The organism is Pseudomonas sp. AC255 (assembly GCF_979258175.1).
The window spans coordinates 431,561-445,446 of the sequence record NZ_OZ409841.1; the positions used below are offsets into that span (position 1 = coordinate 431,561).

At 59.1% G+C, this 13,886-nt stretch carries 15 protein-coding genes and 1 other RNA gene; 10 read left to right on the forward strand and 6 right to left on the reverse strand.

Features of this window, described 5'->3' with window-relative positions; translation table 11 throughout:
- Nucleotides 1-63: 63 nt before the first annotated feature.
- Nucleotides 64-960, reverse strand: a complete 897-nt coding sequence (locus tag ACZZ0K_RS02135) for a GlxA family transcriptional regulator (protein WP_163012735.1) — start codon at nt 958-960, stop codon at nt 64-66.
- A 250-nt stretch (nt 961-1,210) separates the two neighbouring features.
- Here ACZZ0K_RS02135 and ACZZ0K_RS02140 point away from each other — a divergent pair, with 250 nt between their 5' ends.
- Nucleotides 1,211-2,347 (forward strand): acyl-CoA dehydrogenase family protein, encoded by a 1,137-nt coding sequence (locus tag ACZZ0K_RS02140; protein WP_073473472.1) that lies wholly within the window; start codon nt 1,211-1,213, stop codon nt 2,345-2,347.
- 155 nt (nt 2,348-2,502) lie between these two features.
- Here ACZZ0K_RS02140 and ACZZ0K_RS02145 read toward each other — a convergent pair whose 3' ends face one another.
- The gene (locus tag ACZZ0K_RS02145) at nt 2,503-3,543 is read right to left on the reverse strand and encodes an NADP(H)-dependent aldo-keto reductase (protein ID WP_056790225.1); all 1,041 of its coding nucleotides are present in this window, start codon (nt 3,541-3,543) and stop codon (nt 2,503-2,505) included.
- A 244-nt stretch (nt 3,544-3,787) separates the two neighbouring features.
- Here ACZZ0K_RS02145 and rplM point away from each other — a divergent pair, with 244 nt between their 5' ends.
- From rplM to ACZZ0K_RS02180, 7 genes are all read left to right on the forward strand, one after another.
- On the forward strand, nt 3,788-4,216 hold the full coding sequence (rplM, locus tag ACZZ0K_RS02150) for a 50S ribosomal protein L13 (RefSeq protein WP_003228062.1): 429 nt from the start codon (nt 3,788-3,790) through the stop codon (nt 4,214-4,216).
- A 14-nt stretch (nt 4,217-4,230) separates the two neighbouring features.
- On the forward strand, nt 4,231-4,623 hold the full coding sequence (gene rpsI / locus ACZZ0K_RS02155; RefSeq protein WP_003228056.1) for a 30S ribosomal protein S9: 393 nt from the start codon (nt 4,231-4,233) through the stop codon (nt 4,621-4,623).
- Nucleotides 4,624-4,896: 273 nt separating this feature from the next.
- Nucleotides 4,897-5,490 (forward strand): ubiquinol-cytochrome c reductase iron-sulfur subunit, encoded by a 594-nt coding sequence (petA, locus tag ACZZ0K_RS02160; RefSeq protein WP_007917031.1) that lies wholly within the window; start codon nt 4,897-4,899, stop codon nt 5,488-5,490.
- On the forward strand, nt 5,490-6,701 hold the full coding sequence (locus ACZZ0K_RS02165; protein ID WP_016773261.1) for a cytochrome b: 1,212 nt from the start codon (nt 5,490-5,492) through the stop codon (nt 6,699-6,701). The genes petA and ACZZ0K_RS02165 overlap by 1 nt, the downstream gene beginning before the upstream one ends.
- Nucleotides 6,701-7,483, forward strand: a complete 783-nt coding sequence (locus tag ACZZ0K_RS02170; protein ID WP_016773262.1) for a cytochrome c1 — start codon at nt 6,701-6,703, stop codon at nt 7,481-7,483. Before ACZZ0K_RS02165 ends, ACZZ0K_RS02170 begins: the two co-directional genes overlap by 1 nt.
- A 146-nt stretch (nt 7,484-7,629) precedes the next feature.
- A complete protein-coding gene (locus ACZZ0K_RS02175; protein WP_007961620.1) occupies nt 7,630-8,247 on the forward strand; it encodes a glutathione S-transferase N-terminal domain-containing protein in 618 nt (205 codons plus the stop codon).
- Nucleotides 8,248-8,263: 16 nt separating this feature from the next.
- Nucleotides 8,264-8,677: a ClpXP protease specificity-enhancing factor gene (locus ACZZ0K_RS02180; protein WP_016773263.1), complete on the forward strand. Its 414-nt coding sequence runs from the start codon at nt 8,264-8,266 to the stop codon at nt 8,675-8,677.
- 153 nt (nt 8,678-8,830) lie between these two features.
- Here the strand turns inward: ACZZ0K_RS02180 and ACZZ0K_RS02185 are convergent, their stop codons facing one another.
- The 4 genes from ACZZ0K_RS02185 to ACZZ0K_RS02200 form a co-directional block, all read right to left on the reverse strand.
- Nucleotides 8,831-9,409, reverse strand: a complete 579-nt coding sequence (locus ACZZ0K_RS02185) for a BON domain-containing protein (protein ID WP_024014250.1) — start codon at nt 9,407-9,409, stop codon at nt 8,831-8,833.
- The gene (locus tag ACZZ0K_RS02190; protein ID WP_008082788.1) at nt 9,406-9,999 is read right to left on the reverse strand and encodes a phosphoheptose isomerase; all 594 of its coding nucleotides are present in this window, start codon (nt 9,997-9,999) and stop codon (nt 9,406-9,408) included. Before ACZZ0K_RS02190 ends, ACZZ0K_RS02185 begins: the two co-directional genes overlap by 4 nt.
- A 101-nt stretch (nt 10,000-10,100) precedes the next feature.
- Nucleotides 10,101-10,463 (reverse strand): YraN family protein, encoded by a 363-nt coding sequence (locus ACZZ0K_RS02195; protein ID WP_016773265.1) that lies wholly within the window; start codon nt 10,461-10,463, stop codon nt 10,101-10,103.
- A complete protein-coding gene (locus ACZZ0K_RS02200) occupies nt 10,463-12,274 on the reverse strand; it encodes a penicillin-binding protein activator (protein ID WP_073473468.1) in 1,812 nt (603 codons plus the stop codon). Before ACZZ0K_RS02200 ends, ACZZ0K_RS02195 begins: the two co-directional genes overlap by 1 nt.
- Before the next feature lie 177 nt (nt 12,275-12,451).
- On the opposite strand from ACZZ0K_RS02200, the gene rsmI reads away from it, so the two are divergent.
- Together rsmI and rnpB are read left to right on the forward strand one after the other, a co-directional pair.
- Nucleotides 12,452-13,357, forward strand: coding sequence for a 16S rRNA (cytidine(1402)-2'-O)-methyltransferase (gene rsmI, locus ACZZ0K_RS02205; RefSeq protein WP_016773267.1), 906 nt, complete (start codon nt 12,452-12,454; stop codon nt 13,355-13,357).
- A 73-nt stretch (nt 13,358-13,430) separates the two neighbouring features.
- An RNA gene (gene rnpB / locus ACZZ0K_RS02210) (RNase P RNA component class A) lies at nt 13,431-13,781 on the forward strand.
- Nucleotides 13,782-13,886 lie beyond the last annotated feature (105 nt).

Sequence of the window (13,886 nt, forward strand, 5' to 3'; positions counted from 1 at the left end):
ACAACTTACAAGCCGGTCCCCGTGGAAGGACTACACCCACAGGGACGTCAGTCTGGCGGAAGTTTACGCAGCCTGCTGAAACTGTTGCCGATACTGGTTAGGCGACAGTTCGGTGTGCTGGCGGAACAGTCGCGCGAAGAAGCTCGCATCGTCGTAACCGACCTCATAACTGATGGTCTTGATGCTCTTGCGCGTGCCCGAAAGCAGGCCCTTGGCCGTCTCGATGCGCAGGCGTTGCAAGTAATGCAGCGGCTTGTCGCCGGTGGCGGTCTGGAAGCGGCGCATGAAGTTGCGGATGCTCATGCCGTGCTCGCGGGCGACGTCTTCGAAGCGGAACTTGTCGGCAAAATGTTCTTCGAGCCACTGCTGGATCTGCAGGATGATCACGTCCTGATGCAGCTTCTGCCCACCGAAACCGATACGTCCCGGCGAATAGCTGCGCTGCACTTCGTAGAGGATGTCGCGGGCCACGGCTTGCGCCACGTTCGCACCGCAGAAGCGTTCGATCAGATAGATATAGAGATCGCATGCCGAGGTAGTACCGCCGGCGCAGTAGAGATTGTCGGCGTCGGTCAGGTGCTTGTCCTGATTCAGATAAACCTTGGGGAAGCGCTCGGCGAAGGCATTGAAGAAGCGCCAGTAGGTGGTCGCTTCCTTGCCGTTGAGCAGCCCGGCTTCGGCGAGCCAGAACACCCCGGTAGCTTCGCCGCACAACACCGCACCGCGCGCATGCTGTTCGCGCAGCCACGGCAGGATTTGCGGGTAACGGCCGCACAGCGTATCGAAGTCGTCCCAGAACGCCGGGAGGATGATCACATCGGCGTTTTCCAGGCCACCGTCGACCGGCATGACCACGTCGCTGAAGCTTTTTACCGGTTTGCCATCGGGGCTGACCAGGCGCGTTTCGAACGCCGGTGTCAGGCCGTGGCCCAGTTGTTTGCCGTAACGCAGGCTGGCCACATGGAAAAAATCCTTGGCTTGCATGAGGGTGTAAGCGAAAACCCGGTCGATGGCCAGGATGCTGACGCGCCGCAAGGGCGGGGAGACGTGCTTAGACATAATTCAACTTTTGTTTTGTTTTTATAAGGGAAAGTGGTCACCAGACGGCTGGATCGTCTTATTTTTTGTCGGATGTGTCCAGTGTCCCGTAGCAGGAGTCGGGCTTAGTCTCTGAGAGCCGTATCCCTCCAACAACAAAGAAAGGTGCCGCATGATCCCCAGAACCCTGTTCAGCTCCGAGCACGAATTGTTCCGCGACAGCGTGCGAACTTTCCTCGAAAAAGAGGCCGTGCCGTATCACGCGCAGTGGGAGAAGCAGGGACACATTGATCGCGCGCTGTGGAACAAGGCGGGGGAGGCGGGGATGCTCTGTTCGCATCTGCCGGAAGAGTACGGCGGGCTCGGCGCGGATTTCCTCTACAGCACCGTGGTGATTGAAGAAGTCGGGCGTCTGGGACTGACCGGCATCGGCTTTTCGCTGCACTCGGACATCGTCGCACCGTACATCCTGCATTACGGCAGCGAGGCGCTGAAACACAAATACCTGCCGAAACTGGTCTCAGGGGAAATGGTCACGGCGATCGCCATGACCGAGCCTGGCGCCGGTTCCGACCTGCAAGGGGTGAAAACCACGGCGGTGCTCGACGGTGACGAATATGTGATCAACGGTTCGAAGACCTTTATCACCAACGGCTTTCTGGCTGATCTGGTCATCGTGGTGGCCAAGACCGACCCGAAGGCCGGGGCCAAGGGCACCAGCCTGTTCCTGGTGGAGGCGAATACGCCGGGCTTCGAGAAAGGCAAGCGCCTGGAGAAGGTCGGCATGAAGGCGCAGGACACCTCGGAACTGTTCTTCCAGGACGTGCGCGTGCCGAAGGAGAACCTTCTCGGCCAGGCGGGGGCCGGGTTTGCCTATCTGATGCAGGAGTTACCGCAAGAGCGCCTGACCGTGGCGATTGGCGGCCTGGCCTCGGCTGAAGCGGCGTTGCAATGGACGCTGGATTACACCCGTGATCGCAAGGCGTTCGGCAAGTCGATTGCCGATTTCCAGAACACCCGCTTCAAACTGGCCGAGATGGCTACCGAGATCCAGATCGGCCGGGTTTTTGTCGACCGCTGCCTGGAGTTGCATCTGCAAGGCAAACTCGATGTGCCGACGGCGGCGATGGCCAAATATTGGGGCACCGACCTGCAATGCAAAGTGCTCGACGAATGCGTGCAACTGCATGGCGGCTACGGCTTCATGTGGGAATACCCGGTGGCCCGGGCGTGGGCGGATGCGCGGGTGCAGCGGATCTATGCAGGCACCAATGAAATCATGAAGGAGATTATTGCGCGGTCGCTTTGATGATCGTTCCTACGCTCTGCGTGGGAATGCCGCCGGGGACGCTCCGCGTTCCGCTGTTGAGGTAATCCGACTGGCCCCTTCGCGAGCAGGCTCGCTCCCACAGGGGATCACGGTACCTGTGGGAGCGAGCCTGCTCGCGAAGCCTTGGCGGTCAGTTACGGCGCGGGATTCGGATGATCCTTGTGAATCGCCTCGATCCCGGCCAGCACTTCATCGGACAGTTTCAGATCAAAACTGGCAATGTTGCTGTCCAGTTGCTCAAGCGTCGTCGCGCCAATGATGTTGCTGGTGACGAAAGGTTGCTGGGTCACGAAGGCCAGTGCCATTTGCGCCGGGTCCAGACCGTGTTCACGGGCCAGGGCTACGTAACGGCTGCACGCCGCTTCGGATTGCGGGTTGAAATAGCGGCTGAAGCGGCTGTAGAGGCTCAGGCGTCCTTTCGCTGGACGGGCGCCACCCTCGTACTTGCCGGAGAGGAAACCGAACGCCAGCGGCGAATAGGCGAGCAGGCCGCACTGTTCGCGAATGGCGATCTCGGCCAAGCCGACTTCGAAGCTGCGGTTGAGCAGGTTGTACGGGTTCTGGATCGACACTGCACGCGGCCAGCCACGGGCTTCGGCCAAAGCCAGAAAGCGCATGGTGCCCCACGGCGTCTCGTTGGACAGACCGATGTGGCGAATCTTGCCGGCCTTCACCTGTTCGTCGAGGGCTTCGAGGGTGTCTTCCAGTGGCGTCAGGTTCGCTTCGATCTTGTGTTTGTAGCCCAGCTGTCCGAAAAAGTTGGTGCTGCGTTCCGGCCAGTGCAGTTGGTACAGATCGATGTAATCGGTCTGCAGGCGCTTGAGGCTGCCGTCCAGTGCCTCGGTGATGTGCTGGCGGTTGTGGCGCAGGTTTTTATCGCGGATGTAGTCGATGGTGTTGCCGGGGCCGGCGATCTTGCTGGCGAGGATCCAGTCGGCACGGTCACCGCGACTCTTGAAGTAATTGCCGATGTAGCGCTCGGTGGTGGCGTAGGTTTCGGCTTTTGGCGGCACCGGATACATTTCGGCGGTGTCGAGGAAATTGATCCCGGCTTCCTTGGCCCGTTCAATCTGGGCGAAGGCTTCAGCTTCAGTGTTTTGCTCGCCCCAGGTCATGGTGCCGAGGCAGATTGCACTCACGTTCAGGTCGGTACGGCCTAGCTGGCGATAGTCCATCGGGTGCTCCTTGGGCAAAACAATCATAAAAGCAGGTTGAAAAATTTTTCGCAATCTGCATAATTGCCGACCTCTTTCTGCAGTGGAAGTGATGCGCCGCCGCCGAAGAATCTTGCCGTTGAACGGACGCGCCGACCCGAGCCCCCGAAAGCGTCTGTATCCGGCTGCCTTTGACTTGTCAAAGTACGCACTATTCAGTAAGATCCGCCGTCTTATTTACAGGCGGCCCCTGAGGCTATAAAGAATGAAAACTTTTACTGCTAAACCGGAAACAGTAAAGCGCGACTGGTTTGTCGTCGACGCTGCTGGTCAGACCCTGGGTCGTCTGGCCACCGAAATCGCGAGCCGTCTGCGTGGCAAGCACAAGCCTGAGTACACTCCTCACGTTGACACCGGCGACTACATCGTCGTCATCAACGCCGAGCAGATCCGTGTTACCGGCGCTAAAACCACTGACAAAATGTACTACTCCCACTCCGGTTTCCCGGGCGGCATCAAGTCGATCAACTTTGAAAAGCTGATCGCCAAAGCCCCTGAGCGCGTGATCGAGACCGCGGTTAAAGGCATGCTGCCTAAAAACCCACTGGGTCGCGACATGTACCGTAAGCTGAAAGTCTATGCGGGCGCTGCACACCCTCATACTGCTCAGCAGCCCCAAGAACTGAAGATTTAACGGAATAGTTCATTATGTCGGCGACTCAAAATTACGGCACTGGCCGTCGCAAGACCGCAACCGCACGCGTTTTCCTGCGTCCGGGTACTGGTAACATCTCCATCAACAACCGTTCGCTGGATAACTTCTTCGGCCGCGAAACTGCCCGCATGGTAGTTCGTCAGCCGCTGGAGCTGACCGAGACTGTCGAGAAGTTCGACATCTACGTCACCGTGATCGGCGGTGGTGTAAGTGGTCAGGCTGGCGCAATCCGCCACGGCATCACCCGCGCTCTGATGGACTACGACGAAACCCTGCGTAGCGCTCTGCGCAAAGCTGGCTTCGTTACCCGCGACGCCCGTGAAGTTGAACGTAAGAAAGTTGGTCTGCGTAAAGCGCGTAAGCGTCCGCAGTACTCGAAGCGTTAATTTCGCTTCCACGTTCAAAAAAGAACGCCCGCCTCCTCACGGAAGCGGGCGTTTTTTTATGCGTGCGATTTATCAAAGAATTGCGTTGTGACAACTTGCCACAGCCGTAGACCCCCTATACTCCAAGGCTTGAGGGGTTGATCCCCGGGGAATTAACCTTGTCAGAATTGGGGGTTTTCATTACCATTCGGGCAAAATTTTTATAAGTAACATTTGATTTATTTAGTAGACGCCTGATTTAACAGGCCAAAAAAGCTGATGGGAGAGGACTGAATGAGCAATGACGGCGTGAATGCAGGCCGGCGTCGCTTCCTGGTGGCAGCCACATCCGTGGTGGGTGCTGCAGGAGCGGTGGGGGCTGCGGTCCCGTTCGTGGGGTCATGGTTTCCCAGTGCCAAGGCGAAAGCTGCCGGTGCACCGGTGAAAGTGAATGTCAGCAAAATCGAGCCAGGCCAGCAGATGATTGCTGAATGGCGCGGCCAGCCGGTGTTCATTGTCCGCCGTACCGAGGAAATCCTGGGGAATCTCAAGAAGATCGAGGGTCAACTCTCCGATCCGACCTCCAAAAACTCCACGCAACCCACTTATGTCGACCCGGAAGTGCGCTCGATCAAGCCGGAAATTCTCCTGCTGATCGGGATCTGTACGCACCTGGGTTGCTCACCGACCTTCCGTCCCGAAGTGGCACCTGCGGATCTGGGCAAAGACTGGGTAGGCGGCTATTTCTGCCCGTGCCACGGTTCCCACTACGATCTGGCTGGCCGCGTCTACAAGTCGCAACCTGCGCCTTTGAACCTGCCAGTTCCCCCGCATTCCTATGAGACCGATGACCTGATTGTCATTGGCGTCGATACGGAGAAAGCGTGATGAGCAAGTTCATGGATTGGGTTGATGCGCGCTTTCCCGCGACCAAAATGTGGGAAGACCATCTCAGCAAATATTACGCACCAAAAAACTTCAACTTCTTCTATTTCTTCGGCTCGCTGGCGCTGCTGGTGCTGGTCAATCAGATCGTCACCGGTGTCTGGCTGACGATGAGCTACACGCCGTCCGCAGAAGAGGCGTTTGCTTCCGTCGAATACATCATGCGCGACGTCGAGTACGGCTCGATCCTGCGTCTGCTGCACTCGACCGGCGCCTCGGCGTTTTTTATCGTCGTCTATCTGCACATGTTCCGCGGCCTGCTCTACGGTTCGTACCAGAAACCGCGCGAGCTGGTCTGGGTGTTCGGCATGCTGATCTACCTGGCACTGATGGCCGAAGCGTTCATGGGTTACCTGCTGCCTTGGGGCCAGATGTCGTACTGGGGCGCCCAGGTGATCATCTCGCTGTTCGGCGCGATTCCGCTGATCGGCGATGACCTGACCCAGTGGATTCGTGGTGACTACCTGATCTCCGGAATCACCCTGAACCGCTTCTTCGCCTTGCACGTTGTCGCGCTGCCGATCGTGATTCTCGGTCTGGTGGTGTTGCACATTCTGGCGCTGCATGAAGTGGGCTCGAACAACCCTGACGGCGTCGATATCAAGAAGCACAAAGACGAAAACGGCATCCCGCTGGACGGCATCGCGTTCCACCCTTACTACACGGTGAAGGACATTGTCGGCGTCGTGGTGTTCCTGTTCATCTTCTGCTTCATTGTGTTCTTCTTCCCGGAAATGGGCGGCTACTTCCTCGAAAAACCAAACTTCGAGCCGGCTAACCCGTTCAAGACGCCTGAGCATATTGCCCCGGTCTGGTACTTCACTCCGTTTTACGCAATCCTGCGTGCGGTGCCAGACAAGCTCATGGGCGTTATCGCCATGGGCGCGGCGATTGCGGTGCTGTTCGTGCTGCCATGGCTTGATCGCAGTCCGGTGAGATCGATGCGCTACAAGGGCTGGATGAGCAAAATCTGGCTGGTGGTGTTCTGCATTTCTTTCGTGATTCTCGGCATCCTCGGCGTTCTTGCGCCGACGCCGGGGCGCACGTTGCTGTCGCAGGTCTGCACCTTCCTGTATTTCGCCTACTTCATTCTGATGCCGTTCTACACCCGGCTCGAGAAGACCAAACCGGTTCCGGAAAGGGTGACTGGCTGATGAAAAAGTTATTTCTTGCTCTGATTTTTACTGCGCTGCCTTCCCTGGCTTTTGCTGCCGGGGGCCATGGTCCGGAACTGGAAAGTGTCGATATCGACGTCTCCGACAAAGCCGCCCTGCAGGATGGTGCGCGGACCTTTGCCAACTATTGCATGGGGTGCCACAGCGCCAAGTTCCAGCGTTACGAGCGCGTTGCCGATGACCTCGGCATTCCGCACGAGTTGATGCTGGAGAAGCTGGTATTCACCGGTGCCAAGATTGGCGACCACATGAACATCGGCATGCAGCCGGCCGACGCCAAGACCTGGTTCGGCGCGGCGCCGCCGGACCTGACGCTGGTAGCGCGGGTACGCGGCACCGACTGGCTGTACGGTTACCTGAAGTCGTTCTACGAAGACCCGGCGCGTCCATGGGGCGTGAACAACAAGGTCTTCCCGAACGTCGGCATGCCTAACGTGCTGGTCGGCCTGCAAGGTCGGCAGGTCGTCGGCTGCAAGCAGGTGCAGATCGTCGAGGACGGCAAGAAGCAATACGATCCGCTGACCGGCACGCCGCTGACTCATGAAGCGTGTGATCAGTTGACCATCGTGCCGAAGTCCGGTGCTCTGAACGAAGAGCAGTTCGATGAGAAGGTCAAGAATCTGGTAACCTTCCTGGCTTACTCGGCTAACCCGGTTAAGCTGCAACATCAGCGCATCGGTACTTATGTCTTGCTGTACCTGGCGTTCTTCTTTGTGTTCGCCTACCTGCTCAAGCGTGAATACTGGAAAGACGTGCACTGATACGCTTCAAGCATTGCTGTTAATCGCGCGCGCCCAAGGGCGCCTCCGCTAAAGCAGGGTCTGCTCAGTCAGACCCTGCGGGAGGTGCCCTCTGGGCGCGCGCGTTTTTCCGGTTCCGACAAATTCAACAAGCGAGGAGGATCGCCATGGGCGTGACCAATCGGTTGGCCTGTTACTCCGACCCCGCCGACCACTATTCCCACCGAGTGCGCATCGTGCTTGCAGAGAAGGGTGTCAGCGCCGAAATCATTTACGTGGAAGCGGGCCGCCAGCCGCCTAAACTGATTGAGGTGAACCCTTACGGCAGTCTGCCGACGCTGGTCGATCGTGACCTGGCGTTGTGGGAGTCGACCGTGGTGATGGAGTATCTGGATGAGCGTTACCCGCACCCGCCGCTGATGCCGGTTTATCCGGTGGCGCGGGCCAACAGTCGTCTGCTGATCCACAGGATTCAGCGTGACTGGTGCGGGCTGGTGGATCTGATTCTGGATCCCAAGAGCAAAGAGGCTGCACGGGTCGTGGCGCGCAAGGAACTGCGCGAAAGCCTGACCGGCGTTTCGCCGCTGTTTGCCGACAAACCGTTCTTCCTCAGTGAGGAACAAAGTCTGGTGGATTGCTGCCTATTACCCATACTCTGGCGTTTGCCGATTCTGGGTATTGAACTGCCGCGGCCGGCCAAGCCGCTGCTTGATTATATGGAGCGTCAGTTTGCGCGTGAGGCTTTCCAGGCGAGTCTGTCTGGTGTCGAACGCGATATGCGCTAAGGCTTAAGGAGCCGCTATGAACTCCAGTCGACCTTATCTGGTCCGCGCGCTCTACGAGTGGATTGTGGATAACGATTGCACCCCGCACATGCTGGTCAACTCCGAGTACCCGGCGGTGCAGGTGCCACAGGGTTTTGCCAGTGACGGCCAGATCGTCCTGAACATCTCGCCCAGTGCCGTGCGTCATCTGCACATGGACAACGACGTGGTGACGTTCGAAGGCCGCTTCGGCGGTGTTCCGCACAGTCTCTACGTGCCGATCAGCGCGATCCTGGGCATCTACGCCCGGGAGAACGGCCAGGGCATGGTGTTTGACCTCGAGTTGCCGATGGACGACGAGGAAGACATTGATCCGGATGACGACTCGCCGCCACCGGGCAGCGAGCCGCCACGTCCGAGTGGCCGGCCAAGCTTGAAGGTTGTGAAATAAAAAAAGGCGATCCGGATGGATCGCCTTTTTTGTGCCTGCATTGGTCGTGTAGGAGCTGCCGGAGGCTGCGATCTTTTGATTTTTAAAAGCAAGATCAAAAGATCGCAGCCTCGATGCACTCGTCAGCTCCTACACAGCTCCCGCGTAATCAGGTCAGTCGATGTATTCGAACAGCTTCACGATCTTCTGCACACCGGACACGCCCTGAACCAGATTGGTTGCCTGAGTGGCTTCCTGTTTGGTCAGCAGGCCCAGCAGATAGACGATGCCGTTCTCGGTCACGACCTTGATGCGCGAGCCGGGGATGCTGGCGTCGGTGAGCATCTGGGTCTTGATCTTGGTGGTCAGCCACGCGTCGTTCTGGCGCGCGAGCAGGGAGGACGGTTGCAGCACTTGCAGTTCGTTATGCACCTTCTTCACGCGCTGGACGTTGGCGGCGGCCTGTTCGGCTTTGGCCTTGAGATCTTCGCGTGGCGTCTGGCCGGCGAGCAATACCACGCCGTTGAAGCTGGTAATGACGATATGCGAGTCGTTGTCCAGGGCCGGATCGGCCTTGGCGATGTTCACGCCTGCTTTGGTTTCGATCAGCGAGTCGTCGATCTTGCTGCCGAAGGTGCGCGTGCCACGGTCGTCTTCGATCGGCGCTTCACGGCTGGCGTTCACCACCGAGGTGCAGCCGCTGATGCCGAGGCACAGGGTCAAGGCCAGAAGGCCAAGGCGATTAGGGGTCATTCTTCACTCCCGAACAGTTGGCTGTCGATCAGATCGCAAAGGCAATGGATCGCCAGCAAGTGGACTTCCTGAATACGTGCAGTGACGTTGGCCGGTACGCGAATCTCGACGTCCTCGGGCAACAGCAGCGACGCCATGCCGCCGCCATCGCGTCCGGTCAAAGCTACGACAATCATTTCGCGATCATGTGCGGCCTGGATCGCTTGAATAATGTTCGCCGAGTTGCCACTGGTCGAAATCGCCAGCAACACATCGCCCGGCTGGCCGAGCGCGCGGATCTGCTTGGAGAACACTTCGTTGTAGCTGTAATCGTTGGCGATCGAAGTGATTGTCGAAGTGTCGGTGGTCAGCGCAATCGCCGGCAGACTCGGACGCTCGCGCTCGAAGCGGTTGAGCAGCTCCGAAGAAAAATGCTGGGCATCGCCGGCCGAACCACCGTTGCCGCACGAGAGCATTTTGCCTTCGTTGAGCAGGGCGTTGACCATGATCTGGCTGGCTTGCTCGATGTGCGGTGCAAGTACGTCCATCGCCTGTTGCTTGGTGTCGATACTGGCCTGAAATAGCTGGCGAATTCGGGATTGCATGTCCATCTGTGTGACCTTAAGTGGCGCGGCTGTTCGGCACGTGAATGTGCAGCCGGCAAAGCAAAGAGCAAAATGTGTCGGACGAAAACGGGGCAGGGTGCAGGCGATCAACTGTCGAAAGCATTCTGCAACCAGTTCAGCTGATTCGGGTGGCTGTCGATTGCCACCACATCGAAGCGGCAGGGGGAATTGGCCCAACGCGACTCGCGCTGAAGAAAATACTGTGCTGCAAAGATCAGTTTCTGCTGCTTGCGCTCGTCGATACTGGCGAGCGCGCCACCCCATTGAGTGTTTTTTCTGTAGCGAACTTCAACGAATACTACTGTATCGCCATCAAGCATGACCAGATCAAGCTCGCCGCGTTTGCATAACCAGTTCTGCGCCAACAGGCGCAGACCTTGTTGTTGCAGATGTTCGAGCGCCTGGCGCTCGGCATCCTTGCCGCTTTGCGAGCGTGACCTGTCGGGCATCAGCGCGGGGTGTCCGGCAGGCGCTGCACCTGACCGCTGACGAACTGTGCCCACGGCAACTGGCGCACAACGCGCTGGGTCTGGGTCATGCCGAGGCTGCCCGACTGACCTTCGATGCGGCTGTCCGGCAGGGCCTTGAGTTGGCCCAGGCGCGGTGCCAGGCGATAGGCGTCGGCGCCCATGGCGTACAGGCGACCGAGGCTGCCATTGGCTTGCGGCCATTGCGCAGCTACTTGCTGGCGCAGCGGATCGCTGGTTTCCAGCAGCCATGGGGTTTCGCAGAAGCGAATGCCGTTCATGTCGTTGTACTGATTGACGTCGCCGCTGGCGCTGTAGACGTGGGAGGTCGCGTAGACCGGGACGTCACCGGCGTACTGGAAATTCAGGGTCGGCTTGATCTGCTGGGCCTGTTGCGGCGTGGCGGCCAAGAAGATGAATTCGATGTCCTGACGACGCGAAGGCTGCGCGGCGACATTGGTGCCGGCAACATTCTGCAGGCTCTTGGCGCGGGCTTCGCTCTGGCGCAGCTGGAACATGTCGGCAATCTGCTGGGCCAGTTGCACCGGCTGATCGACACGCTCGGTGGCAACGATGCTGCCGCCATTCGCTTGCCAGTCCTGGCTGAAGGCACGCAGGACGCGATCGCCCCATTCGCCCTTCGGTACCATGATAGCGGCGCGATGCAGGCCGTCGGCACGAGCGCGACGGGAAACTTCGCGAGCTTCGTCTTCAGCCGCCAGGCCGAACTGGAACAACTGCGCCGGGCCTTGCTCGCCTTCGCTGTAGTTCAGCGCCAGGGTGGTGATTGGCAGTTGCGGGCGAGTGCTCAGTTGCTTGACCAGTGGTTTTTCCAGCGGGCCGACTACCAGTTGCACGCCGTCAGCCTGAGCCTTGCGATAGAACTCGTCCATCGAAGTCAGCTTCGAGCTGTCGTAGAACTCGATGGCAGGTGGGTTCTGGCCGGCCTGTTGCGCCTGATAATGCGCGGCCATGAAGCCTTCACGCAGCGCTTTGCCGACCGACGCCAACTGGCCGTCCTGTGGCAGCAGCAGGGCGATTTTGCTCAGTGGCTGGCTGGCCAGTTCCTTGAGCTTGGTCAGCGGCAGCGGCAGGTTGATCGCCGCCGGGTGCTTTGGATTCTGCGCACGCCAGTTGTCGATCGCGGCTTGTTGCTGTTCCAGCGTGCCTGCGGTTTTCACCGCTTGCGCCAGTGCCATCCAGCCGCCGAGATCGTCGGTGTTGTTCGGTTGCAATTGATCGGTTGGCAGCGAAGCGATCAGGGTCCAGATCGCTTCGTGGTTCTTGCTCGCCGCTTCGCCTTCCAGCATCGGTGCGATGAACACACGCTCACGGGCAGCGGCCAGCGTCTGGCCATCGGCTTCAAGGGCGCGGGCGTGAACAGTGCCAGTGCGCACTTGCTGCTCTTCCGGCATTTCCCCGAGCTTCTGGAAGCTAGGATGGCTCAGGGCGGTCAGCGCAGCTTTCGGCTGATTGCGCGTCATGGCCAGTTCGGCGGAAAGCGTATTGGCGAAAATCTGCTGGCCTGGCTTGAGTTGCTCCACCGGCACTTGTTGCAGGATTTGCGCGGACTGGCCGGCATTGCCTTGGCGGTAGGCCTGGTCCGCCGCGCTCAGGCGCAGCAGGGCGGCTTGTTCCGGGGTTTTAGCCTGCGCAGCCTGTTCGAGCAGTTGCTCGATGCTGGCGTCCGGAGTCCGTGGAAGTTCGCCAAGGCTGGAGGAAGGGGAGCTGGCACACGCGGCCAACAAGGCAGCGAGGCAGAGGGCAGTGAACAGCCGCAGGCAAGCGATCATGTAAGTGTTCCTGATACTCGATCAAATTAGCGTGGAATTGTACCCAAGCACTGGCCGGGGCGCGATGTTACTGGCGTGAATCGGTCAATTTAGCTGGAGTAAATGTTGCGGCAGCGCACAACCGGGCGAAAAACCGCACTCGGCCGGAGCGCATCGCAAGCCTCATGACGCGCTACAATGGCCGCTTTTACCGATCACGAGGTGTGCGCTTTGACTGCTCCAGGTCCTTTGAATTCCGCTGCTGGCTCGCTTTATGTGGTGGCGACGCCCATCGGCAACCTGGACGACATCAGCGCCCGGGCCTTGAAAATCCTCCGTGAAGTGGCCCTGATTGCAGCGGAAGACACCCGGCATTCGGCGCGCCTGATGCAGCACTTCGGCATCGGCACGCCCTTGGCCGCATGTCACGAACACAACGAACGGGATGAGGGTAGCCGCTTTATTACGCGGTTGTTGGCGGGCGACAACGTCGCGCTGATCTCCGATGCCGGCACGCCGCTGATTTCCGATCCGGGTTATCACCTGGTGCGTCAGGCCCGTGCGGCCGGGATCAACGTGGTGCCGGTGCCGGGTGCCTGTGCGTTGATCGCAGCGCTGTCGGCGGCGGGCTTGCCGTCCGACCGTTTTATCTTCGAAGGCTTTCTGCCGGCCAAGTCGGTCGGACGCAAGGCGCGTCTGGAAGCGGTTAAAGAAGAGCCGCGCACATTGATTTTCTATGAAGCGCCGCATCGCATTCTCGAATGCCTGCAGGATATGGAAGCAGTGTTTGGCGGCGAGCGTCAGGCTCTGCTGGCGCGGGAAATCACCAAAACCTTCGAAACCCTTAAAGGCCTGCCGCTCAGCGAGCTGCGTGCGTTCGTCGAGTCCGACAGCAATCAGCAGCGCGGTGAGTGCGTAGTGCTGGTGGCCGGCTGGACCGCGCCGGAGTCGGAGGACGCGGTCAGCAGCGAAGCCATGCGCATCCTCGATCTGCTTCTGGAGGAAATGCCACTCAAGCGCGCCGCCGCACTGGCAGCGCAAATCACTGGCGAGCGCAAAAACGTGTTGTATCAGGTGGCGCTGGATAAACAGAAAGGCGTGTAAGCCGTCGCCCATGGCGGTATGGAGGGTTTTAGCGCTTGTTCTTCCGGCGCTCTGCCGTTAACCTTCGCGGCGGAGAGTCGATCGGACAGTCGCTGCCCTCTATGAGAATTAGGGGGAGGAAAGTCCGGGCTCCATAGGGCGAAGTGCCAGGTAATGCCTGGGAGGCGTGAGCCTACGGAAAGTGCCACAGAAAATAACCGCCTAAGCGCGCAAGCGCCGGTAAGGGTGAAAAGGTGCGGTAAGAGCGCACCGCACGTCTGGCAACAGTTCGTGGCTAGGTAAACCCCACTTGGAGCAAGACCAAATAGGGTCCCAAGGCGTGGCCCGCGCTGGGACCGGGTAGGTTGCTAAAGATGTCCAGTGATGGCCATCGTAGACGAATGACTGTTCAAGACAGAACCCGGCTTACAGATCGACTCTCCACCTTTTTCTTTCCCTGCTTGAAACAAAGAAGACGCGGCTGTGTAATATCAGCCGGCCTGGTCTGAAATTCCGGCAGCGGCAAACGCGGTAATAGCCTTTTCCCACC

Excerpts from the sequence above, each read along its gene's own strand:
- ACZZ0K_RS02140 (WP_073473472.1), top strand. The coding sequence starts at position 1,211 with ATGATCCCCAGAACCCTGTTCAGCTCCGAGCACGAATTGTTCCGCGAC.
- ACZZ0K_RS02145 (WP_056790225.1), bottom strand. The coding sequence starts at position 3,543 with ATGGACTATCGCCAGCTAGGCCGTACCGACCTGAACGTGAGTGCAATC.
- rplM (WP_003228062.1), top strand. The coding sequence starts at position 3,788 with ATGAAAACTTTTACTGCTAAACCGGAAACAGTAAAGCGCGACTGGTTT.
- rpsI (WP_003228056.1), top strand. The coding sequence starts at position 4,231 with ATGTCGGCGACTCAAAATTACGGCACTGGCCGTCGCAAGACCGCAACC.
- petA (WP_007917031.1), top strand. The coding sequence starts at position 4,897 with ATGAGCAATGACGGCGTGAATGCAGGCCGGCGTCGCTTCCTGGTGGCA.
- ACZZ0K_RS02165 (WP_016773261.1), top strand. The coding sequence starts at position 5,490 with ATGAGCAAGTTCATGGATTGGGTTGATGCGCGCTTTCCCGCGACCAAA.
- ACZZ0K_RS02170 (WP_016773262.1), top strand. The coding sequence starts at position 6,701 with ATGAAAAAGTTATTTCTTGCTCTGATTTTTACTGCGCTGCCTTCCCTG.
- ACZZ0K_RS02175 (WP_007961620.1), top strand. The coding sequence starts at position 7,630 with ATGGGCGTGACCAATCGGTTGGCCTGTTACTCCGACCCCGCCGACCAC.
- ACZZ0K_RS02180 (WP_016773263.1), top strand. The coding sequence starts at position 8,264 with ATGAACTCCAGTCGACCTTATCTGGTCCGCGCGCTCTACGAGTGGATT.
- ACZZ0K_RS02185 (WP_024014250.1), bottom strand. The coding sequence starts at position 9,409 with ATGACCCCTAATCGCCTTGGCCTTCTGGCCTTGACCCTGTGCCTCGGC.
- ACZZ0K_RS02190 (WP_008082788.1), bottom strand. The coding sequence starts at position 9,999 with ATGGACATGCAATCCCGAATTCGCCAGCTATTTCAGGCCAGTATCGAC.
- ACZZ0K_RS02195 (WP_016773265.1), bottom strand. The coding sequence starts at position 10,463 with ATGCCCGACAGGTCACGCTCGCAAAGCGGCAAGGATGCCGAGCGCCAG.
- ACZZ0K_RS02200 (WP_073473468.1), bottom strand. The coding sequence starts at position 12,274 with ATGATCGCTTGCCTGCGGCTGTTCACTGCCCTCTGCCTCGCTGCCTTG.
- rsmI (WP_016773267.1), top strand. The coding sequence starts at position 12,452 with ATGGCCGCTTTTACCGATCACGAGGTGTGCGCTTTGACTGCTCCAGGT.